General features: G+C 71.3%; 22 protein-coding genes. 10 read left to right on the top strand and 12 right to left on the bottom strand.

All coding sequences use genetic code 11. From position 1 onward, the window contains the following. Positions 1-2: 2 nt before the first annotated feature. Positions 3-998: a D-2-hydroxyacid dehydrogenase gene (locus FWJ67_RS00990; RefSeq protein WP_304172041.1), complete on the bottom strand. Its 996-nt coding sequence runs from the start codon at positions 996-998 to the stop codon at positions 3-5. Positions 999-1151: 153 nt separating this feature from the next. Here FWJ67_RS00990 and FWJ67_RS00985 point away from each other — a divergent pair, with 153 nt between their 5' ends. The 3 genes from FWJ67_RS00985 (at position 1152) to FWJ67_RS00975 (ending at position 4007) form a co-directional block, all read left to right on the top strand. After that, the gene (locus FWJ67_RS00985) at positions 1152-1655 is read left to right on the top strand and encodes an NUDIX hydrolase (protein WP_304172043.1); all 504 of its coding nucleotides are present in this window, start codon (positions 1152-1154) and stop codon (positions 1653-1655) included. 81 nt (positions 1656-1736) lie between these two features. Then, the gene (locus tag FWJ67_RS00980) at positions 1737-2723 is read left to right on the top strand and encodes a hypothetical protein (RefSeq protein ID WP_304172045.1); all 987 of its coding nucleotides are present in this window, start codon (positions 1737-1739) and stop codon (positions 2721-2723) included. Between the two features lie 87 nt (positions 2724-2810). Beyond that, entirely contained in the window at positions 2811-4007 is a 1197-nt protein-coding gene (locus tag FWJ67_RS00975; RefSeq protein ID WP_304172047.1) for a pyridoxal phosphate-dependent aminotransferase, read from the top strand. 93 nt (positions 4008-4100) lie between these two features. Here the strand turns inward: FWJ67_RS00975 and FWJ67_RS00970 are convergent, their stop codons facing one another. Genes FWJ67_RS00970 through FWJ67_RS00960 form a run of 3 tightly spaced genes read right to left on the bottom strand, consistent with a single transcriptional unit; the run spans position 4101 to position 7443 of the window. After that, entirely contained in the window at positions 4101-5180 is a 1080-nt protein-coding gene (locus tag FWJ67_RS00970) for a PfkB family carbohydrate kinase (RefSeq protein ID WP_304172049.1), read from the bottom strand. Continuing rightward, positions 5177-6478 carry an HD domain-containing protein gene (locus FWJ67_RS00965; protein WP_304172051.1) on the bottom strand — a complete coding sequence of 434 codons (1302 nt, stop codon included), beginning with the start codon at positions 6476-6478 and terminating at the stop codon, positions 5177-5179. Before FWJ67_RS00965 ends, FWJ67_RS00970 begins: the two co-directional genes overlap by 4 nt. A 17-nt stretch (positions 6479-6495) precedes the next feature. Further along, a complete protein-coding gene (locus FWJ67_RS00960; RefSeq protein WP_304172053.1) occupies positions 6496-7443 on the bottom strand; it encodes a S1C family serine protease in 948 nt (315 codons plus the stop codon). Between the two features lie 206 nt (positions 7444-7649). Here FWJ67_RS00960 and FWJ67_RS00955 point away from each other — a divergent pair, with 206 nt between their 5' ends. Beyond that, on the top strand, positions 7650-9893 hold the full coding sequence (locus tag FWJ67_RS00955) for a heavy metal translocating P-type ATPase (protein WP_304172055.1): 2244 nt from the start codon (positions 7650-7652) through the stop codon (positions 9891-9893). Here FWJ67_RS00955 and ymfI read toward each other — a convergent pair. Further along, entirely contained in the window at positions 9890-10669 is a 780-nt protein-coding gene (gene ymfI, locus FWJ67_RS00950) for an elongation factor P 5-aminopentanone reductase (RefSeq protein ID WP_304172057.1), read from the bottom strand. The two genes, FWJ67_RS00955 and ymfI, sit on opposite strands and share 4 nt — an antisense overlap. Beyond that, the gene (locus FWJ67_RS00945; protein ID WP_414482123.1) at positions 10666-11505 is read right to left on the bottom strand and encodes an inositol monophosphatase family protein; all 840 of its coding nucleotides are present in this window, start codon (positions 11503-11505) and stop codon (positions 10666-10668) included. Before FWJ67_RS00945 ends, ymfI begins: the two co-directional genes overlap by 4 nt. A gap of 105 nt (positions 11506-11610) precedes the next feature. Here FWJ67_RS00945 and FWJ67_RS00940 point away from each other — a divergent pair, with 105 nt between their 5' ends. Both FWJ67_RS00940 and FWJ67_RS00935 read left to right on the top strand, forming a co-directional pair. Then, a complete protein-coding gene (locus FWJ67_RS00940; protein WP_414482122.1) occupies positions 11611-12636 on the top strand; it encodes a patatin-like phospholipase family protein in 1026 nt (341 codons plus the stop codon). 81 nt (positions 12637-12717) lie between these two features. Continuing rightward, entirely contained in the window at positions 12718-13434 is a 717-nt protein-coding gene (locus FWJ67_RS00935; protein WP_304172063.1) for a metal-dependent hydrolase, read from the top strand. Between the two features lie 7 nt (positions 13435-13441). On the opposite strand, the gene FWJ67_RS00930 is transcribed toward FWJ67_RS00935, so the two are convergent. The 3 genes from FWJ67_RS00930 to FWJ67_RS00920 form a co-directional block, all read right to left on the bottom strand. Continuing rightward, a complete protein-coding gene (locus tag FWJ67_RS00930; RefSeq protein WP_414482525.1) occupies positions 13442-14095 on the bottom strand; it encodes an LON peptidase substrate-binding domain-containing protein in 654 nt (217 codons plus the stop codon). Between the two features lie 44 nt (positions 14096-14139). After that, positions 14140-15063, bottom strand: coding sequence for a proline dehydrogenase family protein (locus FWJ67_RS00925; protein WP_414482120.1), 924 nt, complete (start codon positions 15061-15063; stop codon positions 14140-14142). 62 nt (positions 15064-15125) lie between these two features. Further along, the gene (locus FWJ67_RS00920) at positions 15126-16361 is read right to left on the bottom strand and encodes a radical SAM protein (protein WP_304172069.1); all 1236 of its coding nucleotides are present in this window, start codon (positions 16359-16361) and stop codon (positions 15126-15128) included. A gap of 171 nt (positions 16362-16532) precedes the next feature. On the opposite strand from FWJ67_RS00920, the gene FWJ67_RS00915 reads away from it, so the two are divergent. The 4 genes from FWJ67_RS00915 to FWJ67_RS00900 all read left to right on the top strand — a co-directional run bounded on the left by FWJ67_RS00915 (position 16533) and on the right by FWJ67_RS00900 (position 21884). Then, positions 16533-18281, top strand: a complete 1749-nt coding sequence (locus tag FWJ67_RS00915) for an ABC transporter ATP-binding protein (RefSeq protein ID WP_414482524.1) — start codon at positions 16533-16535, stop codon at positions 18279-18281. Between the two features lie 2 nt (positions 18282-18283). Continuing rightward, positions 18284-20182, top strand: coding sequence for an ABC transporter ATP-binding protein (locus FWJ67_RS00910; protein WP_304172073.1), 1899 nt, complete (start codon positions 18284-18286; stop codon positions 20180-20182). Between the two features lie 91 nt (positions 20183-20273). Further along, positions 20274-20420, top strand: coding sequence for a hypothetical protein (locus tag FWJ67_RS00905; RefSeq protein ID WP_304172075.1), 147 nt, complete (start codon positions 20274-20276; stop codon positions 20418-20420). Positions 20421-20534: 114 nt separating this feature from the next. Further along, positions 20535-21884, top strand: coding sequence for an oligosaccharide flippase family protein (locus tag FWJ67_RS00900; RefSeq protein ID WP_414481783.1), 1350 nt, complete (start codon positions 20535-20537; stop codon positions 21882-21884). Here the strand turns inward: FWJ67_RS00900 and FWJ67_RS00895 are convergent. The 3 genes from FWJ67_RS00895 to FWJ67_RS00885 are packed head-to-tail and all read right to left on the bottom strand — an operon-like array spanning position 21881 to position 25410. Continuing rightward, positions 21881-22723, bottom strand: coding sequence for a deoxyribonuclease IV (locus FWJ67_RS00895; RefSeq protein ID WP_414482523.1), 843 nt, complete (start codon positions 22721-22723; stop codon positions 21881-21883). The genes FWJ67_RS00900 and FWJ67_RS00895 overlap by 4 nt on opposite strands. A gap of 45 nt (positions 22724-22768) precedes the next feature. Next, a complete protein-coding gene (locus tag FWJ67_RS00890; protein ID WP_414481784.1) occupies positions 22769-24562 on the bottom strand; it encodes a HEAT repeat domain-containing protein in 1794 nt (597 codons plus the stop codon). After that, positions 24559-25410, bottom strand: coding sequence for a D-amino acid aminotransferase (locus tag FWJ67_RS00885; protein WP_304172083.1), 852 nt, complete (start codon positions 25408-25410; stop codon positions 24559-24561). Before FWJ67_RS00885 ends, FWJ67_RS00890 begins: the two co-directional genes overlap by 4 nt. Positions 25411-25598: the final 188 nt, after the last annotated feature.

Below are 25598 nucleotides of genomic sequence, written 5' to 3'. Positions count from 1 at the left end.
GCCTAGTAGCCCCGCTTCTTGTCCACCAGCCGCTCCAGAGGCTCCCCCGCCAGGAAGCGCTCCAGATTCCGGAAGAAGAGATGCACCACCCGCTCCCAGTAGCGGGGGGTCTGGCCCGCGATGTGGGGGGTGATGAGCAGGTTGGGCTGGCCCCAGAGGGGGCTTTCGGGCGGCAAGGGCTCTTGCTCGAAGACGTCCAGGGCCGCCCCGCCGATCCACCCTTCCCGGAGGGCCCGGAGGAGGGCCGCCTCATCCACCAGCTGGCCCCGACCCACGTTGATGAGGAACCGCCCGGGCCCCATCCGCTTCAGCTCCCGCTCGCCGATCAGGTGGTGGGTATCCGAGACGACGGGCACCGCCAGCACCACAAAGGTGGACGCGTCGATGAGCCGGTCCAGATCGTCGGGACCCCACATAGCTTCCACCAGGTCGGGGCAGGGGTTGACCCCCTTCTGCCGCCGCATGGCGAAGACCCTCATCCCCAAGGCTTTACAGCGGGTGGCCAGGGCACGCCCGATCTCACCGAAGCCCACCAGGCCCACCGAGAGGTCGGCCAGCTCCATGGGCATGCGCCGTTGGGCCACCGGCTCCCACCGCCGGGCCTGCTGGCCCGCCACCGCCAGGTCGAAGCCCCGGGCGAAGTAGATGATGGCGCCCAGGGTGTGGTCGGCCACGGCATCGGCCATGCACCCGCGGCTGTTGGTCAGGAGGCAGTCACTTGCCACCAGGTCCGGGTGGAGGAGCTTCTCGATCCCGGCCGAGGGCACGTGGATCCACCGGAGGCGGCGGGCCCGGCGGAACTCCTCGGGCTGGAGCCGGGAGCCGAAGTAGACGTCGGCCTCGGCAATGGCCTCCCGGACCTCGTCGTAACTGCGGGCCAGGGTGATTCGGACCCCCAGCTCCGCCTGACGCTGGCGGAAGAGCTCCTCAGGAAAGGTCCGGTAAAGAGGCGCCGAGGCCGGGGCGTAGACCAAGATGGAAACAGTTCTTTGCGACACCGTTTCTCCTCCCCTGCCGGAAGTGGCAGCGTGATAGACTCGGGATGGACGCCGGAGCATCCAGAGTCCAGATTCCCCACCGGAGACCAAGACCCTCCGGCCCTCGCGGCTCTCGGGGCCTCCGGCCACCTCAGCGTCGAAGGAGGAGGACCTATGAGCGCGCCCTTCCACTTGGAAGAGCGGACCTTCACCGTGGACGGCCAGACCCGGACCTACACCGTTCTCGAGCACCCGGGCGCGGTAGGCATCCTGGCCGTGCAGGACGACCGCCTCTGCCTGATCCGCCAGTTCCGGCCGGGGGCCAACCAGCCCCTCTGGGAGATCCCCGCCGGCACCCTGGAACCAGGCGAGCCGCCCGACGTCTGCGCCCGGCGCGAGCTAGAGGAGGAGGCGGGCGTGGTGGCCGGCGAACTGGAACCGTTGGGGGAGCTCTTCCTGGCACCAGGCTACAGCACCGAGCTGATGTCCTTCTTCCTGGCTCGCTCCCTCACCCCGGGCCAAACCCGCCGGGATCCCGGCGAGGTGATCGACGCCGTCGAGTGGGTCTCCCTGGACACCTTCCGGGCCATGATCCGCCGGGGCGAGGTCCGGGATGCCAAGACCCTGGCCGCCTTCACCCTCTTCGAGCACCGGCTGGAGGGCTCGTCAGGGCCCTGAGCTGTGGGGGAGCCTGTCTTGTCCGCCTCTGGCGGGGTTGGTAGAATGGGCGGCGGGGTCGGGACAGGGGGAGCAACCGTCTTGGCAGCACCAGTCGCCACACCGGCCGCACGGCACGCCGCCCGCCGGTTCGGAGCCGAATCAGCACCACACCTTCGCTTCCTGAGCATCATCCTTTTGGTGATCGGCCTCCTCCCTTGGTCCCGGGCGGCCGCGGAGCCAGCCGCCATCACCGCCCGGGCCCTGGGGATGGGCAACGCCTACACCGCGGCGGCCGAAGGTTTCCATGCCCTCTACTGGAATCCCGCCGGTTTGGCCGTTCCCGCCAACGAGATCTCCGTGGGGTTGGGGGGGCTGGGCTGGGCCCGGCTCCGGGACGTCCTGGAGCAGTTCGAAGCGGGCGCGCCCCAGACCCATGAGGCGACCATCGAGACCTTCGCCGGCATCCGCATCGGCCAGGTAGCCCTGGGCGCCGCCTTCCAAGCCGAGACCCAGCCGGGCGGCCCGCAGCCGGCCAACGTGCGCGGGCTCGACTGGTGGGCCATTGGCGGCGGCCAGGCGGTGGAACCGCCGGTGGGGTGGCGGCGCCTGGCGGTGGGCCTCACCTTGCGCCGGCTAACGGAGCGGGAGTACGTCACCGTTTCCCAGACCTTGGTGGAAGGCCGCCAGGGAGAGGTTCTGGACCTAGGAGTGCTCGCGGAGCCCACCCCCGAGCTCCGCATCGGGGCGGTCCTGCGGCGGGTCTGGTCCAGCCTGGAGCGGCCGGAGGAGCTGGATCCGGCCGAGAGCCGGATCGGCCTGGCCTACCACCCGGAAGGGTGGCCCGTCGCCCTCAGAGCCGACCTGTCCACGGAAGGAACTCTGAGCTACGGGGGCGAATGGGCTGCCAACAAGCAGGGGTCGGTGGTCCTGCGGGCCGGCCAGCAGCTGGATCCCGGGCGGACCATCATGACCACCGTCGGCGCCGGGTTCCATGTGGGCGCGGTCCAGATCGACCTGGCCGCCGGACTGACCCAGCTGGATCTCGCCTCCGCCCGAGTCCGCGCCGAGCTTTCCATCCGATTCTAAGCCTGCCCTCGGGATCGAGCCCGGCGACGGGCCTGTGCAGGAGAAGCCGCCGGGCCTGGGGTCAGCCGGACGAAAGGAGCATCCACGGTGGAACTGGCTCGCCGCCTCGACCGGATCCAACCCTCCCCCACCCTGGCCATGGGGGCCCGGGCCCGGGTGTTGAAAGCCCGGGGTGTGGATGTGATCGACCTGAGCGTGGGCGAGCCGGACGCCGACACCCCCGAAGCCATCAAAGAGGCGGCGGTCCGGGCTCTGGCCGCGGGCCGGACCAAGTACACCCCGGCCGCCGGCCTGCCCGAGCTGCGGGAGGCCATCGCGGAGAAGCTGGCCCGGGTCAACGGCCTCCCCTACAGGGCCGAGAACGTGCTGGTCACCGTTGGAGCCAAGCACGCCATCTTCCTGGCCCTGCAAGCCCTCTGCAACCCAGGCGATCGGGTGCTCATCCCCGCCCCCTACTGGGTGAGCTACGCCGATCAAGCGAGCTTGGTCGATGCGGAGCCCGTCATCCTCCCCACCCGGGAGGAAGACGGCTTCAAGCTCCGCCCCGAGGTGCTGTCCGAGGCCGTTCAGGGGGCCCGGGTGCTCATCCTCAACTCGCCCCACAACCCCACGGGGGCCGTCTACACCCCCGAGGAGCTGGCCGCCCTGGGGGAGGTCCTGGCGGAGGCCCCCGGCTGCTGGGTCATCTCCGATGAGATCTACGAGCCCTTCGTCTACGACGGCGCCCGGAACGAGAGCCTCCTCCGCCTCAAGCCTGAGCTCCAGGAGCGGGCGGTGGTGATCAACGGCTTTTCCAAGGCCTACGCCATGACGGGCTGGCGGTTGGGCTACGCGGCAGGGCCTCAGCCCCTGGTGGCCGCCATGACCACCCTCCAGAGCCACGCCACCTCCAACGCCACCACCTTCGCCCAGGTAGCCGCCATCGAGGCCCTCCAGGGTTCCCAGGCCAGTGTCGAGACGATGGTCCGCACCTTCCGGGAGCGGCGGGACCTGCTGCTGGCGGGACTGCGCCGGCTGCCTGGCCTCAGCTGCCCGACGCCCCAGGGCGCCTTCTATCTTTTCCCTAAGGTCTCGGGCCTCTTCGGCCGGACGTGGCGGGGCCAGGTGATCCAGAGCAGCCAGCAGCTGGCCGAGCTCTTGCTGGAAGGGGCGGCGACGGCCACCGTCCCGGGCACCGCCTTCGGGACCGAAGGGTACCTGCGCCTCTCCTACGCCGCGTCCACTGAACGGCTGGCCGAAGCCCTCGACCGCTGGCAGGCCTTCTGGGAGGAGATGGAGCCATGACCGATCAGATCAACTGGCGGTACTTCCTCATCGGCTTGGGCGTGCTGGCCCTGGCCGGCTTGGTCCTGAAGATCGTCCTGTAGGAGCTCCCCATCAGAGGAGCTCCATTTCGCCTTGGGCCGCGAGGAAGGCGGCCAGCTCCTGCAAGGTGGGCAGGGCCGGGATGACCCCCAGACGAGTGATGGTCACCGCGCTCACCCCTTGACCGAAGCGGACCGCGCCGTACCACCGATCCCGGTCCAAGGCGGCTGCCATCTCCCGGGGCGAGCGACCTTCCCGCCGGGCCACCCGCCAGATCCAGTGGAGCAGGCCGGCCACCAGCCCATCCCCCGCGCCGGTGGTGTCCCGCACCGGCACCCGGAAGGGCGGCACGAAGCTCCAGCCCCACCGGGTCCGCACCGCGGCGCCCCGCCCCCCGAAGGTGACCACCACCGCCACCAGGTTGGGATACGCCTCCATCAGCTGGGCCGAAGCCGCCTCCCCGTCGGAGGGCTCCAGAGGCCGGGCGAGGATCGCCCCGTCAGGGGCTGGCGCCACCAGGAAGGCCAGCTCCTCGATGCTCGCCTTGAGGATGTGGGTCCGGTCCAAGGGCTCCCGCAGGCGCCGGTGGGCCTCGGCGAGGCTGGGCCAGAGAGGCGCCCGAAGATTGGGGTCGTAGGAGATGAGCGCGCCCCCCTCGTGGGCCCACCGCAACGCGGTGAGGGTGGCCGTCCGGGAGGGCTCGTGGATGAGGCTGATGGAACCGAGGTGGAAGATGGGGGCCCGCTCCAGGCTGGCCCGGTCCAGCTCCTCCCCCGTGAGCAGGCTGTCGGCGCCCGGCTCCCGGTAGAAGAGGAACTCCCGCTCCCCCGTGGGGCTGAGGCTGACAAAGGCCAGGGGCGTGCGGGCCTGGGCCGTGGTGCGGATCTGGTCCACCTGGACGCCGGCCTCGGCCAGCACCTGGATGGCCCGCCGGCCGAACCCATCCTCCCCCACCTTCCCCACGAATCGGCTGGGATGGCCCAGCCGGGCCAAGCCGACGGCCACGTTGGCCGGCGCGCCGCCCACCGCGGGCCGGAAGGCGGCCACCTCCTCCAGGGGAACGCCCGCCGGCTCCGGCACCATGTCGATGAGCAGCTCACCCAGGCAGACGGCCGCAGGCCCGGTGGTCCCTTGGGTCAATGCCGAGTTCACCCTCGTTGCCCCTCCGCTTCCCCGAGATCCCTCATCAGGGCTTGGAGCTCCGGCCGCACCTCCGCTGGCACGTAGACCTGGAAGGCCGGCCTGGCCAGCTCGGCCGCGGCGGCGACCAGGGTGGAGAGCTGACTCAGCTCCACGGGGCCCTCGGGCCCGGCGACGGTGATGGGCGCCCGGCCCGGCTGCGGGCCGTAGGGATCGTAGGCGATGCTCTGCACCCGGTCGACCACCAGGTAGTGGGCCGGATCCCACCCCGACTGGCGTACCCGTTCGGAGGCGGCCTCCAAAAACCCTGCGGGCAGGTGGGGCACCGGCTCCCGGAAGAGGGGCTTGAGGAGGCGCCGGTCCAGAAACCGGCCCGCCAGATCGGCCAGGATTGGGTCGGGATCGGCCCGCCACCCCTTGAGCGCATACCAGAGGTCGCTGTCGTCCAGGTTCAGGTAGGCTCGGATCGCCTCAGCGTCCGGCTCCCGGCCGGGTTCCCACGCCAGCCAGAAGGCCAACCGGCTGGGCTCCCCCCGGCCGGCCGCCGCCAGCTCCCGGGCCCGCCGCCAGGCCTGGTGGAGCAGGAGCTCGTGGCCCCGGGTGGTCCGGTGGAGATACACCCGGCGGTACATAAAGAACCGGCCGAGGACGTACTCCTCCACCGCCTCCCGCCCGTCGGGACCGATGACCAGCTCGCCGTCCTGCACCTGGAGGAGCCGGATGAGCTGGTCCAGGTCGAAGAGCCCGTAGCGGCTGCCGGTGAAGTGGGCATCCCGGAGGAGGTAGTCCATCCGGTCTACGTCCAACTGGCTGCTGAGCAGGGCCCGGGCCCAGGGCGGCAAGGCGGCGTCCTGCCCCAAAAGGAGGCTGGCCACCTGGTGGGGGAGCTGGGGATCCCACGCGGCCAGAACCTGATGGACCTGGCTGCCGGGCCAGGTGATGATGGCTGCCCCCCACCGCTCATGGGAGAGCCCGGGCGTGATCAGCCCTTCCAGCGCGTGGGAGAAGGGGCCGTGCCCCACATCGTGAAGGAGGACCGCGGCCCGCAGGAGCCGGGCCTCGTCAGGCGCCAGCCGGACCCCTTGCTGGGCGAGGGAGGCCAGGGCCCGCTCCAGGAGGTGGAGCGCACCCAGGGAGTGGCCGAAGCGGGTATGCTCCGCCCCGTGGTAGGTGCCGAAGGAGGCCCCCAACTGCCGGATCCGGCGCAGCCGCTGAAACTCGGCGGTGTCCACCAGCTGGAGCATCAGCTCGTCCGACAGCACGATGAAGCCGTGGACGGGATCCATGAAGAACCGGCTCTTCGCCGCCATGCCATCCTCCTCAGGCCTCATGCCGGCCCCCGCACGATCGCGGGCGTGATCCGCACCCTTAACCTTCTCCCCTGTCGCAAAGCTTCCACCCAGACGGGACGGCGTCCTGCCCGCCGGAGGGCGGCCCGGATCTCGTCAGGGCTGGCCACAGGCTGGCCGTTGACGGAGAGGATGACGTCCAAGGGCTGCAGGCCCCCGGCGGCCGCCGGGGAGCCCGGGAAGACCTCCAGGACGAGCAGGCCCATGCGGCCGTCCTCCAGCATCTGGGGGATGCCGCTCAGGCCCAGGTAGAGCCGGTCCCGCTGGCCCAAGGGCCGGACCTCGCTCCCGTCCACTTCGGCGAGGAAGCGGCGGACCGCCTCGGCCGGGATGGCGAAACCGATGCCCTGGGCCCCGGAGATGACCGCCGTGTTGATGCCCACCACCCGTCCGGCCCCGTCCACCAGGGGCCCACCGCTGTTGCCCGGGTTGATGGAGGCGTCGGTCTGGATCAGGTCCGTCATCTCCCCCAGGGGGGAGACCAGAGCCCGCCCGATGGCTGAGATCACGCCGGCAGTCACCGTCGACTCCAAGCCCAAGGGATTGCCGATGGCCACCACCAGCTGGCCGACCCGGGGCGGGTGGGGGCTGAGCTCCGCCGCCTGGAGGGGACGGAGGTCCGTCTCCAAGAGGGCCAGGTCCCGGGCAGGATCGGAGGCGATCACCCGGGCCCGGCCCCGCCGCCCGTCCTGCAGGCCCACCTCCACCCCTTCGGAACCGGCCACCACGTGGCTGTTGGTGATGATCCGCCCCCGGGCTCCATCAATGACCACCCCGGAACCCAGACCCTGGCGGGGCGGCATCAGCCCGAAGAAGGCCGACGGCGCCTGCCGGGTCCGCACCTGGACCACGGCCGGCCCGGCCACCTCGGTGGCGTGGATCACCGCTTGGGAGTAAGCATCCAGAAGTTCTCCGTCCCGCTCCATGGCCCCACCCTCCTGACCTTCCTTGACCTTTTGGAGCAGTATATGTCGGGGTGGGCCAAGGGTCAAGGCGTCGGCTCCCGTTGGCGGGCCAAAGGCTCCCGGTGACCGATCGGCCGTGCTTGACAGGCGTCCTCACCTTTTTTAGACTGGGAGTGTAGATGGGGTACCCATGTAGGGTATCTATGCGCTAAGGGAGTGGCTGAGCCATGGCAGCGTCCAGTCAGGCGGTGGACCAGGGCGCCCGGGCCCGCCTGGGCATCGTCGGCATGACCTGCGCCAACTGCTCGGCCCGGGTGGAGCGGGCTCTGGCCCGGCTGCCCGGCGTCATCACCGCGACGGTCAATCTGGCCACGGAGCAGGCGACGGTCACCTTCGATCCGACCCAGCTGGGGGTGGACGACCTCCGGAAGGCTGTGGAGGCGGCCGGCTACCAGGCCTACCCCCTGGCCGACGGGGCCCCTGAGGCCTCCGATGCTGAGAAGGCCGCCCGGGAGCAGGAAATCCGCCGCCAGCAGCGGGCTTTTGGCCTGGCGGCCCTCTTCTCCGCGCCCCTCCTCCTCGGCATGATCCTCCACATGGCCGGCGTCGGGGGCGGGCTCAGCCAGCTCCTGAACAACGGGTGGGTCCAGTTCCTCCTGGCCACCCCCGTCCAGTTCGGCGCCGGCTGGCAGTTTTACAAGGATGCGTACGTCAACCTGCGGGGCCGGAACGCCAACATGTCAGTCCTGGTCGCCCTGGGCACCTCCGCCGCCTATGGCTACAGCCTGGCCGCCCTCCTCTGGCCGGAGCTGGGCATCCCCGGCTACTACTTTGAGACCAGCGCGGTGCTGATCACCTTGGTTCTCCTGGGCAAGCTCCTGGAGGCCCGGGCCAAGGGCCAGACCTCCGAGGCCATCCGGAAGCTGATGGGGCTTCAGCCCCGGACGGCCCGGGTGATCCGCGACGGTGAGACCCTCGAGCTCCCCATCGATCAGGTCCAGGTGGGCGACCGGGTGGTGGTCCGGCCCGGCGAGCGGGTTCCCGTGGACGGCCGGGTGGTGGAGGGCCACTCGTCCGTGGACGAATCCATGCTGACGGGCGAGAGCCTCCCGGTGGACAAGGGTCCCGGCGATGAGGTGGTGGGGGGGACCATCAACAAGCAGGGGAGCTTCACCTTCGAGGCGACCCGGGTGGGCGCGGGCACCACCCTGGCCCAGATCATCCGGATCGTGGAGGAGGCCCAGGCCTCCAAGGCGCCCATCCAGCGCCTGGCCGATCGGGTCTCCCAGGTCTTCGTGCCCGCGGTGGTGGGCTTGAGCCTCCTCGCCTTCGCCGGCTGGTACCTCACCACCGGCGACCTGACCGCCTCCATCCTGGCCATGACGGCCGTCCTGGTCATCTCCTGCCCCTGTGCGCTGGGCCTGGCCACCCCCACGGCCATCATGGTGGGGACGGGCCTGGGCGCGGAGCACGGCATCCTCTTCAAGGGGGGCGAGCACCTGGAGGCGGCCCACCGGCTGGATGCGATCGTGCTGGACAAGACGGGGACCATCACCACCGGCGAACCCCACCTCACCCAGGTGGTCCCCCTGCCCGGGTGGACGGAGGAGGAGCTCCTGCGGGTGGTCGCCTCGGCCGAACGGCGGTCCGAGCATCCTCTGGCGTCGGCCATCCTGGCCGGGGCGGAGGCCCGCCAGCTTCCTCTCGCCGAGCCGGAGGCCTTCGAGGCCCTTCCCGGGCGGGGCGTCCGGGCCCGGGTGGAAGGCCGCCAGGTGCTGGTGGGGACCCAGCGGCTGATGGCGGAGGCCGGCATCGCAACCGCCGCCCTCCACCAGGCCCAGGAGGCCCTGGAGGCGGCGGGACAGACCGCGATGCTGGTCGCCGTCGACGGTCAGGCGGCCGGCCTGGTGGCCGTCGCCGACCAGGTGAAGCCGGGGGCGGCCCAGGCCATCGGCGCCCTGCGGGCCATGGGCCTGGAGATCTGGATGCTCACCGGCGACAACGTCCGGACCGCCCGATCCATTGCCGCCCAGGTGGGCATTGAACCCGATCATGTCCTGGCGGAGGTCCTGCCCGACCAGAAGGCGAGCCAAGTTCAGGCGTTGAAGGCCCGGGGGCTCCGGGTGGCCATGGTGGGCGACGGCATCAACGATGCGCCCGCGCTGGCCGCGGCCGACGTCGGGATCGCCGTCGGCACGGGAACGGACGTGGCCCTGGAGACGGCGGACATCACCCTGATGAGCGGCGATCTCATGGGGATCGCGGCCGCCATCCGGCTGAGCCGCCAGACCATGCGGAAGATCCGCCAGAACCTCTTCTGGGCCCTGATCTACAACTCCCTGGGGATCCCCCTGGCGGCCCTGGGCTTCCTCAGCCCCATCCTGGCCGGGGCGGCCATGGCCTTCAGCTCCGTCTCGGTGGTGACCAACTCGGTCCTGCTCAAGCGGTTCGACCCCCGGGCGGCGGCCTAAGCCAGGTCCCAGCCGCCCGCCGGGGCGATCACCTGACCCGTCAGGTAGGCGGCCTCGGGGGAGACGAGGAAGGCGACGGTGGCCGCCACCTCCTCGGGGCGGCCCGCCCGCCCCATGGGGATAGCCTCCTCCAGGGCGGCCACCTCCTCAGGACTCAGGTGGGCTGTCTGGGCGGTCTGAATGAAGCCGGGGGCGACGGCGTTGACGGTGACGCCGGAGCGGGCCACCTCCTGGCCCAAGGCCCGGGTGAGCCCCACCAGGCCCGCCTTGGCCGCGGAGTAGGCCACCTCGCCGGCCGCTCCCCGCAAGCCCCACACCGAGCTGATGAAGACGATCCGGCCCCAGCCCGCCTCCAGCATGGCGGGCAGGGCCCGCCGGGCCAGAAGGTAGGCGGCCCGCAGGTGGACGGCCATGAGCCGGTCCCACGCCTCCACCTCCGTGTCCAGGAGGGGGGCGTAGAGGGCGTCCCCCGCCGCGTGGACCAGGACGTCCACCCGGCCGAAACCGCCCAAGGCCTCGCCCACCAGGGAGCGGCTCGCCTCCGGGTCGGCCAGATCCCCGATGAAGGGGCGGGTCCGGGCCCCCCACCGGGCCGCCTCGGCCGCCAGGCCCTCCAACGCCGCCCCGTTCCGGAAGGCGCCCACCACCAGATCGTAGCCCTCCCGGGCCAGGCGGCGGGCGATGGCCCCGCCGATGGTCCCCGACGCCCCGGTGACGACGGCCACCGGCCGGCCGGGGCGGGGCGAGGCCCCCACCCCGCGCCCGGACCCGCTCACGGGCGGCCCTCCTCCTGGCCCGGCAGCGCGGCGCCATCCCTGGCGCCGGCCTCGGCCAGCCTGTGGACCATGGTCGGGTGCAGCCGCCCGTTGCTGGCCAGGATCTGGCGCCCGTCAAGCCGGAAGGGGCTCCCGTCCAGCCCGCTCACCTGGCCGCCCGCCTCCTGGACCACCAGCACCCCCGCCGCCATGTCCCAGGCGTTGAGCTCCAGCCCCCAGTAGCCGTCCAGGCGGCCGGCGGCCACGTAGGCCAGTTCCAAGACGGCCGTCCCCAGCCGCCGCACCCCCAGGCTCCGCTGGGAGAAGACCGCGAACTGGGCCAGGCTCTTCTGGGCCATGGGCGTCCGCCGCAGGGCGGAGGGAAAGGCCATGGCAAAGAGGCCGTCCTCCAGGCGCTCCACCGTCGACACCCGGATGGGCTCGCCGTTGAGCCAGGCCCCTCGGCCCTTCACCGCGCTGAAGAGCTCCTCCCCCATCGGATCGTAGATGGCCCCCAGGGCCAGCTCCCCCTCCACCTCCAAAGCGATGGAGACGCCGAACAGGGGAAGGCTGCGGGCGAAGTTGGTGGTCCCGTCCAGCGGGTCGATGATCCAACGGAAGGCTCCCGACCGGGCTTGGAGGCCCGACTCCTCCGCGAGGATGTCGTGGTCCGGGTAGCGCTCCCGAATCCGGCGGAGTATATGTGCCTCCGAGAGGCGGTCGGCCTCGGTGACCAGATCGGCCGGCCCTTTCTGCTCGACGGTGAGGGCCGTTCCGAACCGTTCCCGGAGGATGGCCCCCGCCTCCCGGGCCAACTCCATGGTGAATTGGTATGCCTCGTCCAGCTTGAACGCCAACACCCTCGCCTCCGCTCGGCCCGGACGCCTTGTCCCGAGCCGTCTGCCATGGTATGCTCCTGCCAGAGTCTTCCTCCAGCCCCTCCCGCCCAGGAGGGAGAGCCGGTGATTCGGCGGCCGCTGGCCCTGGTTCTGAGCGGCGGTGGCGCCAAAGGCGCGTACGCGGTGGGCGCGGTGGAGGTCCTGCTCGAGCGGTTGCCCCCACCCGACCTGGTCTGCGGCTCCTCCGTCGGGGCCCTGGTCGCGGCCATGCTGGCCGAGGGGGTGAAGCAAGGCGACCCCCTGGCCTTCGTGCGGGAGCAGGCGGCGGCGTGGCTCGCCGAGAGCCCCCGCCTGCACCTCAACTGGCGGGGCGCCCTCCACGCCTTCCTCCGGCACGGGCCCCGCTGGCGGACCTTGGGAGAGATTCCCTCGGTCTACACCGACGGCTTCCTTCGGGCCGCCGTCGATCGTTTCCTGCCCCCGGGACGCGCCTTCGCCGACTACCGCCGGACCCGCCTCCTCGTCACTGCCTCCAACTTGGAGACGGGCCGGGTCAAGGTCTTCGACGAGCGCTCGCCGGTCCCCGTGCGGGAGGCCCTCCTCGCCTCCCTCTCCTACCCCATCCTCTTCCCCAGCCGCTACCTCCAGGGGGCCCCCTTGGTGGACGGGGGGCTCCTGGACAACACGCCCCTGGCCCACGTCCTCCGGCGGGGGGCGGCCACGGTGGTGGTCATCTCCCTGCGGCCCAAGGAGGGGCCGGCCGTCCCCTCGGGCCCCGACGCCTTCAACGGAGCGGTGGAGGTGGCCCAGCGGATCCTCAGCCTCCTCCTGGAAGAGCGGATGTACCGGGACCTCCGCCGGGCGGTGGAGACCAACGAGCTCCTCGCCCTCCTGGAAGCCTACCCCAACCTGCCCCGGGGGTTCCGCCAGCGCCTCCTGGAGCTCCTCCGGGGCGGGGGCCTGGAGCCCCACCGGCGGTACGTCCAGCTGGTGGAGATCGGGCCCCGGGAGGCCCTGGAGCCGCCGGGCACCTTCGGCTTCCGCCAGCGGGAGGCCCTGCAGGCGGCCATGGAGCGGGGCCGGCAGGACGCCTTGGGGGTGCTGGCCCGCTGGAAGGATTCGCCACCAAGGGCGAGTAAGATCGAGTAGGCCTGCCGCCCCGCCATACCTCCACCAGCCGCGGGGAGGCTCCTTCCCAGACGACCACACGAGAGAAAGGAGCGTCTCCACGTGAACCTGCCCCAAGGTGTGGCCCTCACCTGGCTGGGCCACGGCACGGTCCTGCTTGAGAGTCCCAGCGGCAAGCGGATCCTCATCGACCCCTGGGTCCAGAACAACCCGGCCTGCCCGGAAGAGCTGAAGGATGTGGGCCGCCTGGACCTGATCCTGGTCACCCACGCCCACAACGACCACATCCAGGACGCCATCCCCCTGGCCCACTCGAGCGGCGCCCAGACGGTGGCCATCTTCGAGATCGCGCACTGGCTTCGCGCCAAAGGCGTCCAGCGGGTGATCGACATGAACAAGGGCGGCACCGTCAACGTGGACGGCATCAAGGTGACCATGGTCCACGCCGACCACAGCTGCGGCATCCAGGAGGGGGATCAGATCCTCTACGGGGGCGAGGCCGTCGGGTACGTGGTGGAGCTGGAGAACGGCTTCCGCCTCTACCACTCGGGCGACACGGCCCTCTTCGGGGACATGCGCCTCATCGGCGAGCTCTACCAGCCGGACGTGGCCTGCCTGCCCATCGGTGACCACTACACCATGGGCCCCCGGGAGGCGGCGCACGCCATCCGGCTCCTGGGGGTGAAGAAGGTGGTCCCCCTCCACTGGGGCACCTTCCCCGTGCTGACTGGGACGCCCCAGGCCCTCCGGGAGGCGGCCAAGGACGTGGACGGGCTGGAGGTGGCCGAGCTGCAGCCGGGCGGCCGCCTCGGCGGCTGAACGCCTGTCAGTTGACGGCAAAGGGGCCCCACCGCTCGGCCGAGCTTCCCTGACCGTACCGGAGGAGGAAGCGGCGCTCCCGCCGGAGGAGTGCCGCCTCCAGTTCCAACCGGGCCTGGGTGGTGGGGGCCTCCAGCAAGGCCTGCTTCTCCGAGAGGGGGCACTGGAGGGCCTGGGCCACCAGGTAGGCCAGATCGCTGGGCTCCGAGGGGATCACCCGCCGCCAGCCCCGGGGCTGGATGTGCCGCAGGTAGGCCCGGAAGGAAGCCTGAACCTGGCTGGCCAGCTCGGCGCAGAGGCGCGGGTCCCCATCCTCCTCGGGGAGGAAGGTGACCCAGGCCCGGGGGTACGGCTTGCCCGGCTCCCGGGCCGCGATCTGGAAGCGCCGCAGGCCCCGGATGGTGAGGAAGGTCATGCCGCCCTCCACCCGGCGCCGTTCCACCTGGGCCAGGGTGCCGACCCTGTGCAGGTCCGCCTCGGTGCCCACCTCCCGGCCCCGCTGGATGAGCACGATGCCGAACCGCCAGGGGCCCCCCGCCGCCTCCAGATCCCGCAGCATGGCCCGGTACCGGGGCTCGAAGACCCCGAGGGTGAGCCCGCCTTTGGGGAAGAGGACCTTCCGCAAGGGGAAGAGAGGGATCAGGGCTTCGGCGCCCTTCATGGCGGCACCTCCTGACGGGCGCTGGCCCGCTGGCCGACGGGCCGTCACCGGCGGACAAGGTTGGCCAGAAGGAAGAGCAGGTTGGCCGGCCGTTCCGCCAGACGGCGCGTGAAGTAGGGGTACCACTCGGTTCCGAAGGGAACGTAGACCCGGACCCGGTACCCTTCGGCCACCAGGCGTCGCTGGGCTTGAGGGCGGATGCCGTAGAGCATCTGGAACTCGAACCGGTCCCGGCCGATGCCCAGCTCCGCGGCCGCCCTCTTGGCCGCCTCGATCATCCGATCGTCGTGGGTGGCCACGGCCAGGTAGTTGCCCGACGCCAGATACCCCCGGAGGAGCTTCGTGTAGTTGGCGTCCACGTCCTCCTTGCGCGGGAAGGCGACCTCGGGGGGCTCCAAGTACGCCCCCTTGCAGAGGCGCACGTTGGCCCCCATGCGGGCCAGGGCCTCCAGATCGGCCTCGCTCCGGCGCAAGGCCGCCTGGATGACGATCCCCACGTTCTCCCAGCGCTGCCGCAGGGCGGCGAAGAGATCTAGGGTCCGCTGGGTGCGGCTGGAGTCCTCCATGTCCAGGCGGACGAAGGTCCCCCGGGCCTCGGCCCGCGCCACGATGGCCCCGACCAGCTCCAGGGCCAGCTCACGGTCCAGGTCCAGCCCCAGCTGGGAGGGCTTGAGGGAGATGTGGCTCCTCAGGTTCCTCTCCGCGATGGCCTCCACAACCTGGAGGTAGACCTGGGCCGCGGCCCGGGCCTGGGCCTCCTCCTGGACGGACTCTCCCAAGTAATCGAGGGTGGCCTCGATCCCTTCCCGGTTGAGGCGGGCCACCACCGCCAGCCCATCCTCCAGGCGCTCTCCGGCCACAAAGCGGCGGGCCCCCAGACGGAGCCCATGCCGGGTGATGAACCGGCTCACCCACCGCTGCTGGGCCAAGCCCAGCACCACGGCCCGTGTGCGCGGCGCCACCGCCACCTGCCGTTCCCCCCTGGCCGACCCCGCCGGAGCCCACCCCAGGGAGCCTGCCCGGGGCCGGCCTAGTGGATGAACTCCCTCAGCTCATACCGGGTGATCCGGGGTGCCGGCCCCGGCCCGAAGCGGAGTCTTGCACGAATCTCCCGAATTTCCCACTCTATTTCTTCCGCGTCCAGGGGGGTGACCCCTTCCTGGCGGGCCCGGGCCAGCCAGGAGCCGCCCGGTTCCACCACCAAGGGGGAGAAGAAGACGGCATCCTCGGGCCCCAGGCCCATCTCGTTCACCCGGGCGGCGGTGTGGGCGATGTGCTCCTCTTGGAGCTCTCGGCCCCCGGCGCCGGCGAGGAGAATCACCCCGACCGCGATGCCCGCGGCCTTGAAGGCCCGCACCGCCTGGACCACATCCCGGCCCGTCCCCACCTTGGTGAGGAAGCGGAGCACCCGGTCGCTGCCGCTCTCCATGCCGATGTAGACCCGCCGGAGGCCGTGGGCGGCCAGCCACGCCAGGGTGGCCGGGGCCTTGTGCCGGGTGTTGAAGGCGTCCATGAAGGTGTAGACCCCTTCCACCCGGAGCCGCCCCTGCTCGTCCCACCGGGGCTCGCCGAAGGCGGCGTCGGGATCGATGGCGAAGTGCCGCTCCAGCACCTGCCAAAGCTGCTCCAGGCGCTTCTGGGAAAGGACCAGGGCGTTCGCGTCCCCCAGGAAGAGCTTCAGGTGGCGCTCCAGATCCTTCCCGTACAGAACCCGGAGGCCCTCGATCTGCGCCTCCACCTCCTCGGGCGCCAGGGGCCGGAAGGGGATGCCGTGGTAGAAGGTGCAGAAGGAGCACTGGTTGTAGCTGCAGCCCCGGGTCGCCTGGATGACGATGGCGTTGTACAGATCGGGCGGCAGGATGGGGATGCGGCCGTAGACGTGCCGGTACCGATCCGCCTCGGCCGCCAGCCGCCTGGGCGTCCAAGCGGCGGCCGCCTCCACCCACCGCTGAACCCGCTCGGTCCATCCCTGGGCGGGGGCCACCTGGGCCAGGCCCGAGAGCCACCGGTGGATCTGGTGGTGGAGGGCCGCCGCCTCATCGGGTGGCAAGCGGCGGGCCTGCCAGCGGCCTCCGGAGCGTTCCTTCATGAGAACCCGGCTGTCCAGGCCCCGCTTGGCGTACCAGGTCTCGCCTTGGGCCCGGAGCCACCGCCCCTCCCCGTCGAGGCTGAGGAGGCGGAGCGGCTCCCCAGGGGCGGGACGCAGGAGAAGGGTGTGCTCTTTTTCGATGGCCTCCACCGAGGCCAGGGGGATGGGGGCCGCCACCTTGAAAACCTCCTGGGGGTCGAGTAACCTGGGACGTGAATCGTCCATCAACCGGGCTTCACGTTCATTATAGGGCTCCAGGGCTGGAACGCCCACCTCAAGGCGGTGATCACCACCGGGGCACGGGTTCGCCGCCCCAAGCCCAACCCCGGCCAACCAAGGAGGACAGAGGTGCGCGCTTTTCGTTCCCTTCGACCCTTCTTTCGTCGCTACTGGCACCGGTATGCTCTCGGCATCCTCTGGCTCCTGGTGGTGGACGTCCTTCAGCTGATCACGCCCCGGCTTCTCGGCCGCTTCGCCGATGCCTACGAGGCGGGCCAGCTCACCGTGGCCCTGGCCCTCCGCTACGCGGGCCTCATCTTGGGCCTGGCCCTCTTGGTGGCGGTGGGCCGGTACTTCTGGAGGATGTACATCAACGGCACGGCGCGCCTGCTCGACTATACCTTGCGTCAGCGCCTCTTCGAGCACCTCCAGAGCCTCTCCCCCAGCTTCTTCGACCGTCACAAGACAGGGGATCTGATGGCCCACGCCACCAACGACATCCACGCCATCCGGCACGCCATGGGACCGGGCATCGTTATGGCCGTCGACTCCCTCTTCCTCTCGGTGGCCACCCTGGTCTCCATGTTCCTGGTGGCCAACTGGCGGCTCACCCTGCTGGCCAGCCTCCCCCTCCCCTTCCTGGCCTGGGCGGTCACCCATTTCGGGGGGCAGATCCATCGCCGTTTCCGCCGGGTGCAGGAGGCCTTCGCCCAGCTGACGGACACGGTCCAGGAGAACCTGTGGGGCGTCCGGGTCATCCGCTCCTTCGCCCAGGAGGCGGCGGAAGAGGCCAAGTTCGCCCGGGTGAACGAGGCGTACGTGCGGGCCCAAATGCGCCTGGTCCGGGTGAGCGCCGTCTTCCAGCCTCTGGTTCAGTTTGTCTCAGGCCTCAGCTTCGTCCTCATGCTGGCCTACGGCGGGGCCATGGTCTTGCGGGGGACCATCTCCCTGGGTGATTTCGTCGCCTTCAACAGCTACTTAGGGATGCTGGTCTGGCCGGTGATGGCCATGGGCTTCGTCATCAACCACCTCCAGCGGGGCTCGGCCTCCATGGAGCGGCTCAACGCCCTCTTCGCCCAGCGCTCGGAGGTGGTGGAGGCGGAGAACCCCCTGCCGGTCCGGCGTCTGAAGGGAAGCATCGAGGTCCGCAACCTCACCTTCACCTACCCGGGCAGCACCACCCCGGCCCTGCAGGACGTCAGCTTCCGGCTGGAGGCGGGCCAGACCCTGGCCCTGGTGGGCCGGACGGGCTCGGGCAAGAGCACCCTGGCCCAGCTCCTCTTGCGCCTGTACGATCCGCCCCGGGGGACCATCTTCCTGGACGGGCACGACATCCTGGACCTGCCCCTGGCCACCGTCCGGGAGTCCATCGGCTACGTGCCTCAGGAGAGCTTCCTCTTCTCCACCACCGTCGCCAAGAACATCGGCCTGGCCTTTGCCGAGCCGCCCCCGGGCCGGCTGGAGGCGGCGGCCCGTCTCGCCCAAATCCACGACGAGGTGGTCGCCCTGCCCCAAGGGTACGAGACGGAGGTGGGCGAGCGGGGTGTCACCCTCTCGGGCGGCCAGCGGCAGCGGATCGCCATCGCCCGGGCCCTGGCCAAGGATCCCCCCATCCTCATCCTGGACGACGCCCTCTCGGCGGTGGACACCCAGACGGAGGAGCGGATTCTCCAAGGCTTGCGGGAGGTGATCCGGGGGCGGACCACCCTGCTCATCGCCCACCGGATCTCCACCGTCCAGCAGGCCGACCAGATCCTGGTCCTGGATGAGGGCCGGGTGGTCGAGCGGGGCACCCACCAGGAGCTGGTGGCCCAGGGCGGCTTCTATGCCTGGCTCCACGAGCGCCAGCTCCTGGAGGCCAGCCTGGAGGAGGTGTGAGGGTGGCCTTTCACGAGGACGAGGTTCTGGGCAAGGCGTACGACGCCCGCCTGATGCGGCGCCTTTTGGCCTACGCCCGCCCCTACTGGCCGTGGATTCTCTTGAGTGTGCTCATGCTTCTGATCATCACCGTCACCGAACTGGCCCGCCCCTACCTGGTGAGCGTGGCCATCGACAACCACCTTTCCCAGGTGACGGCGGGGTATGTGGCGGGCCAGGCGAGCCAGGTGCTGGAAGGCCACCTGCGGGCGGTGGTCCGCATCGCCCTCATCCTCCTCGGCCTCCAGGTGACCGCCTTCGTGCTCCGCTTCGGCCAGCTCTACGTCCTCCAGTGGACGAGCCAGCGGATCATCTTCGACATGCGCCAGGAGATCTTCCACCACCTGCAGGGCCGGCCCCTGGCCTTCTTCGACCGGCAGCCCTTGGGACGGCTGACCACCCGGGTGACCAACGACACCGAGCAGCTCAACGAGATGTACACCAACGTGTTGGTCAACCTCTTCCAGGACCTCTTGATCCTGGTGGGGATCATGGTGGTGATGGTCCGCCTGCATCGGGGCCTGGCCTTGATCAGCTTCGCGGTCTTGCCCCTGGTGGTGGTCACGGCCATCGTCTTCCGGGTGAAGGCCCGGGCGGCCTACCGGGAGGTCCGGAGCCGTCTCTCCCGGATCAACGCCTTCTTCGCCGAGAACCTGGCGGGGATGAAGACGGTCCAGGCCTTCCACCAGGAGGCCCGCCAGGCCCGGGCCTTTGAGCGGATCAACAGGAGCTACTACGAGGCCAGCATGCGGGAGCTGACCTACTTCGCCATCTTCCGGCCGTTGATGGACCTGATCGCCTCCCTGGGCATCGCCGCCCTCCTCTGGTACGGCGGGGTGCGGGTCCTGGCGGGGGATCTCTCCTTCGGGATCCTCTACGCCTTCATCAACTACCTGCAGCAGCTCTTCCGGCCCATCAACGACCTGACGGAGAAGTACAACATCATGCAGTCGGCCATGGCCTCGGCCGAGCGGATCTTTGAGCTCTTGGACAACCAGGAGGCCATCCCCGACCCGGTCCATCCCAAGCACGTCCGCCCCATCCGGGGCCGGATCGACTTCGAGCACGTCTTCTTCGCCTACCGGGATGAGGATTGGGTCCTGGAGGACATCACCTTCCACGTGGAGCCGGGCCAGACGGTGGCCCTGGTGGGCCCCACGGGGGCGGGCAAAAGCTCCATCCTGAACCTGCTCCTCCGTCTCTACGACGTGCAGCGGGGGCGGATCCTCATCGACGGCGTCGACATCCGGGAGATCCCCCAGAGGGAGCTCCGCTCCCAGGTGGGCGTGGTCCTGCAGGATGTCTTCCTCTTCAGCGGCACCATCGCCGACAACATCCGCCTGGGCAAGCCCTTGAGCGACGATGAGGTCCGCCGGGTGGCCGCCGCGGTCCACGCCGACCGGTGGATCGAACGCCTCCCCAACGGCTACCAGGAGATGGTGAGCGAGCGGGGCTCCACCTTCTCCGCCGGCCAGCGCCAGCTCCTGGCCTTCGCCCGGGCCCTGGCCGCCGACCCGCGGATCCTCATCCTGGACGAGGCGACGGCCAACATCGACACCGAGACGGAGATGCTGATCCAGGAGGCCCTCCGCACCCTCATGGCCGGGCGGACCACCCTGGTGGTGGCCCACCGCCTCTCCACCATCCAGTCGGCCGACCAGATCCTGGTCCTCCAGCGGGGCCGGATCCGGGAGGCGGGCACCCACGAGGAGCTCCTGGCCCAGCGGGGCCTCTACTGGAGGCTGTACCAGCTCCAGTTCCAGAGCCAGAATCTCCAAGCGGCCGCCCGGCCCACCCCGGGACCCGCCGCCCCCGGCCCCGCCCCCAACGCCTTCGGGGCGCCGGAGACGGCCGGCGGCTGAGGGAACCGGGACCCTGGAGCTACCACCCCCCGCCCCCGCCCCGTGTACCTTGGTGAGGAGAGTCCACCGTACGGGAAGGGGGGCGATCGGGATGCAGGGTGATTCCTGGCGGTTTTGGTCCGACCCGGAGTACCTGCGGCGGGTCTTGAACGAGTTGGGGCGACGGAGCGGCCGGATGCGCGACGGCCGTTCAGCGTCCTACCAGGTGAAGCGGCTCGAGCCCGTCCGTTCCGAGTGAGGACGGGCCCCGGCGGCCGCCCTGGGGCGAGGTTCTTCCCAGGGGACCCCGCCGATATCCTTCCCTGAGAGCCTCTCTCCGCCGGGAAGGAGCGGTCGCACGCTGCGCTCACCCTTGATCCGAGGGGCCATCTGGCTCGGGATCGCCGGTCTGTTCGCCCGCGGCTTGGGCGCCCTCTATCGGGTCGCCCTCGTCCGGCTCGTGGGCGCGGAGGCCATCGGCATCTTCCAGATGGCCTCTCCCATCTTCCGGCTGGCCCTCCACCTGGCCACCCTGGGGCTGCCGGGCCCCGTCGCCCAGATGACCTCCGACGCCCGGGGCCGGGCCCGCCGGCTCCAGGCCCGGCGGGTGGAGCAGACGGGCCTCGGTCTGACGGTGGTGGCCACCCTGGCCACGGGCGCGGGCCTGGCCCTCCTCACCCCGTGGATCGGCCAGCGCCTCCTCCACGACGAGCGGAGCCTGCTGGCGGTGCGGGTCCTGCCCCTGTGGCTCTTGCCCGCGGCCGTGGGCACGGTGGTCCGGGCCATCGCCCAGGGCCGGCAGATGATGGCCGATCTGGCCGCCACCCAGACGGTGGAACAGGTGGTCCGGGTGGGGGCGGTGATGGCCCTTGCCTGGATGGCCCTTCCCTTCGGGCACGGGACGGTGGCGGCGGCCATCGTCGTCGGCTCCGCGGTGGGGGAGCTGGTCAGCCTCCTGGCCCTGGCATGGCGCCTCCGGGTGGGGCCCCCTTCCTGGCCGCCCGTTCCCCTCCCCGCGGCCTCCCGGACGGGTGGGGTGTGGCTCCTCTGGGCCAGCCCCCTGGCGGTGGCCCGCCGCCTCCTGAGGCTCGCCTCCCCCCTGCTCCTCCTCCAACTGGTGAACAACCTGACGGCCACCATCAACGCGGTCCTCATCCCCCGCCGGCTCCAGGCAGCGGGCCTGGCCGCGGCCGAGGCCACCATCCTCTACGGGGAGCTGACGGGCATGGCCTTGCCCCTCCTCTACCTGCCCATGGTGGCCGTCTGGCCCATCACCCAGGTGCTCATGCCCGACCTGGCCGCCCAGGCGGCCCAGGAGCGCTGGACCGCCGTCCAGCGCCGCCTCGGCCAGGCCCTGGGGCTGGCGGGCGCGGTGGGCCTGGCGAGTTGGGCCCTGCTGGCCTGGCAACCCGCCCGGATGGCCGGCCTCCTCTACGGTGAGCCCCAGATTGCGGGCCAGGTCCGGGTGCTGGCCCTGTCGGCCCCCTTCGCCTACGTCAACCACACCCTGACGGCGGCCCTGCTGGGGCTGGGTGAGACCCGGACGCCGCTGGTCACCTTCCTGCTCGCCAGCAGCCTCCGCTTGGGGCTCATCCACGTCCTGGTCGCCCGGCCGGACCTTACCATCCTGGGGGCCGCCTGGGCCCTGGTGGCCGATGAGCTTCTCTCCGCGCTCCTCAACGGCCGGGGGCTCTGGCGCCGGCTCCGCAGGGCGCGGCGCTAGCCCTGGGCCTGGGCCACCCAGGTCCGGGCGAGCCGCATCTCGTCGCCGTACTCCAGCTCGTCCTCCACCGGCGTCTCCAGGATGAAGGGGATGCTCTGGAAGAGGGGCTCGGTGAGGAAGCGGGTCAGGTTGGCCTGGCCTATCTCCCCCTGGCCCAACTTGGCATGCCGGTCCCGCCGGCTCCCCTGGGGGAAGCGGCTGTCGTTCAGGTGGAAGACCTTGACCCACTCCAGGAACCCGTCTTGCTGGATCAAGGCCAGGAACTCGTCCCAGGCCTCGAAGTCCAGGATGCCGGCGGCGAAAGCGTGGCAGGTGTCGATGCAGTACCCCACCCGCTCAGGCTGGGCCAGCCGGGAGCGGATCTCGGCCAGCTCCTCAAAGTGGGTGCCCAGCTCGGTCCCCTGGCCGGCGGTGTTCTCCAAGAGGAGCTGGGCGGGACCCTGGTAGCGCTCATGGATCCGGTCCAAGAGTTCCACCATCCGCCGGATGCCCGCCTCCCGCCCCTGATCCATGTGGCGGCCGCAGTGGACCACCACGTAGGGGGTGCCGTAGGCTTCGGCGATCTCCAGGTCGTTGACGATGGAGGTGACGGTGATCTCCGCCAGGTCCGGGTCGGGGGTGGCCAGGTTGGTCACGTAGGGCGAATGGGCCACCGAGAGGAACCCCTCCTCCCGGGCCCGCCGGGACTGGCGGAACATGGCCTCCCGGTCCACCGCCTTGGGCCGGTGGCTGCGGGGGTTCTTGGGGAAGTACTGGAGGAGATCGGCACCCAGCTCGTGGGCCCGCTCCACCGCTTTGGCAAAGCCTTTGCTGACACTCAGGTGGCAACCGAGCTGCACAGACATCGTCCTTCCTTGGCCCGCCCGTCAGAGGCCCAGGCCCGCTCAGGCCCCGCCGGGCTCGACAGGGGCGGGCGGCTCGGGCAGGCGTGGGTCCGAGGGGTCCGGGTCGGGCTGGTCGGGGGTGGTGTAGACGTCGAACTCGTGCACCCCCACCGCTGGCGCATCGGGCAGGGGCGCGAGGGGCGGGACCTCCGCCCACTCGGCGGGCAGCAGGTGGGTCAGCTCCTCCCAGTGGGCCAGGTAGACCGCGCCCTGCTGGGCGAGCCGGGCCCGCTCCCCGTCCAGAGTCCGGCCCGCCTCGATGAGGCGCTCCAGCGCCGCCGCTCCCCCCAGCCGGACCAGCCCGGCCACCAGGGCGTGGAAGCGGGGGCCTTCCGCCTGGGGAAGGCGCTCCCCCAGGAGGAGCCAGCTCTCGGGGAGGGGGATCCGGCTGGCCACCCCCACCGCGGCCAGCCAGGCGTCCTCCTCCTTCTGGCGGAGCCACCCGCTCACCCGGGTGAGGGCGGCGGCCCCATACGCGGCCGCCCCCGCCTGGGCCGCCTCCCCCACCCAAGGATCGGTGGCCAGGGCCAGGAACCGGTCCAGGTCCTCAGGCTCGCCCAACCGGGCCAGGAGTTCGGCCGCCCAGAGGTGGCCGTGGGTGGCCAGGGGATCGGCGAGGAAGGCCCGGAGGGCCGGCAGCGCCTCCCGGCCCTGGCGGCTCAGGAGGGTGAGGCGCCGGTAGGGGGGCCGCTCCTGGTCGGCATCCAAGGCCCAGACCGCGTGCCCCAGGGGGCTGGCCGCCTCGGGCGGCGCCTGGCCCGTCCACGCCCGGTGGAGCCAATTGAGCCGGCGGGTCGTCTCGAGGAAGCAGGCGACCGCGGTCCTGAGCTCCTCCTGGGCCCAGCGCCGCCACCGGCCGGCGAACAAATGGGGTCGATGGGCCCACGCCCGCAGGATTTGGAACCGGGCCCAGGTGACGGGGTCGGTCTCCCAGAGCCAGGCGTCGGGCAGGGGCTCATCGGGGGCGCCGTTCCAGCGGCCATGATACCGGCCGAAGGCGGCCACCAGCCGGTCGGCGAGGGCTGCCAAACGGGCCGCGGCCCCCGGGTAATCCTCCCTCTGCCAGGCGGCGACCAGCCCGTCCACCAGCTCCTGGGTCTGGGGCTGGAGGGGCGGGGGGAAGGCCCGCTGCATCCCCGCCAGCCAGCCCGCATCGTCGGACCAGGGAACCTGGTAGTACCGGGTCTGCACATCGGCCAGGAGCCGGACGGTCTTCAGCGCCTGGTCGTGGGTCCACTCATCTGGGGCGGTGGCCACCCGCTCCAGGAGCTGGGGCAGCACCTCCCGCCGCTTCTGGTAAGCCAGGCTGCTCCACGCCCCGCCGGCCACCACCGGCTCCTGGGCGGTGACGAACCGGTCCAAGGTGGCCTCAACCCCGGCCACCTCCAGCTCCCCCAGGGCGTAGAGGGCCACCCCCCGGCGCCGGAGGCCCTCCGGGTCGTCGCAGCACTCGATCCGCTCCAGGAGCCGCCGGAAGGCCTCCTCTTCCCGACCCGCGGCCACCCCCCACTCGGCCAGGCCCGACAACCCGTGCTCCTGAAGGGGTTCGGGCCCTGAGGCAACGGCCGCCTCCAGGATGGGGAGGCTTTCGGGCCGGCCCGAGCGGGCCAGGCTCCGCAGGGCCTGGATGCGGACGGCCAGGTTGGGGTCTTGAGCCACCCGGGCGGCCAAGGCCTCCCAAACGGGCGGCTGGGCCGCATAGGGAGCCAGGAGGCGGGCCGCTTGGGCCCGAGGCCGCCAGGCGGGCGCCTGGAGGCGGGCCAGGTGGTGGGCGATGATGGCGGGGTGGCTCATCGCCGCTCCATCTCCTGGTTGAGCGCCTCCTCCAGCCGGCGGGTGATGGGGCCGGGACGGCCAGAGCCGACGGGCCGCCCGTCCACAGTGACCACGGGGAGGACCCGGATGGTGGTTCCCGTCAGGAAGAGCTCCGTCGCCTCGGCCAAGTGCTCGACGGAGAAGGCCTCCTCCCGGACGGGCACCTCCAGCCGGGCGGCCAGCTCCAGGACCACTTTCCGGGTGATGCCGGGCAGGATCCACTGGTCGGCCGGGTGGGTCCAGAGCACCCCGTTGAAGACGGCGAAGAGGTTGGCGGCGCTCGCCTCGGTCACCCGCCCGTCCCGCACGAAAACGGCCTCGTGGGCCCCCGCCTCCAGGGCCTGCTGCTTGGCCAGCACGTTGGGCAGGAGCCCGATGGCCTTCACGTGGCACCAGTGCCAGCGGGTGTCGGGCACGGTGATGACGGCCACGCCCTGCTCCCGCTTGGCCCGATCCAGCGGCTGCACCCGCCGGGCCAGCATGAGCACCGTCGGCTCCGGCCGAGGGGGGAAGGCATGCTCCCGGCGGGCCGGTCCCCGGGTCACCTGGAGGTAAACGATGGCCTCGTCGGCTTCCAGGCCGTTCCGGGCGATGAGGGCGCTGGCCGCCGCCTCCAGATCCTCCAGGGGCCGGGGCAGGGGCAGGCGGATGGCTGCCGCGCTCCGCTCCAGCCGCTCCAGGTGATCCGCCATGCGGAAGGCCCAGCCCCTCTGGAAGGCGATCACCTCGTAGATGCCGTCAGCGAAGAGAAATCCCCGGTCTTCAACGGAAAGACAGGCTTCGTCGTAGGGAAGAAAGGTGCCGTTGAGGTAGACCCACTCGCCCACCCGTGTCGCCTCCTGCTCCAACCCAGGCCCAACCCCCCGTCTGCCGCCCCGGCCCCAGGCGGTCGGGCTCTGTCTTCGATCCATTCGTGCTTGAAGGCTGGCTCCCTTCCCCGCCTCGCCTCCCGGCCGCTTCCCCGGCGCTCCGCCCCGGCCCTGGCCCCGTCCCGGCGGGGATCATGGGTGGGGGT

Source organism: Limnochorda sp., from assembly GCF_047459355.1.
GTDB lineage: Bacteria > Bacillota > Limnochordia > Limnochordales > Limnochordaceae > Limnochorda.
The sequence above is the reverse complement of the archived record's forward strand: the minus strand, read 5'-3'. Positions and strand labels throughout refer to the sequence as shown.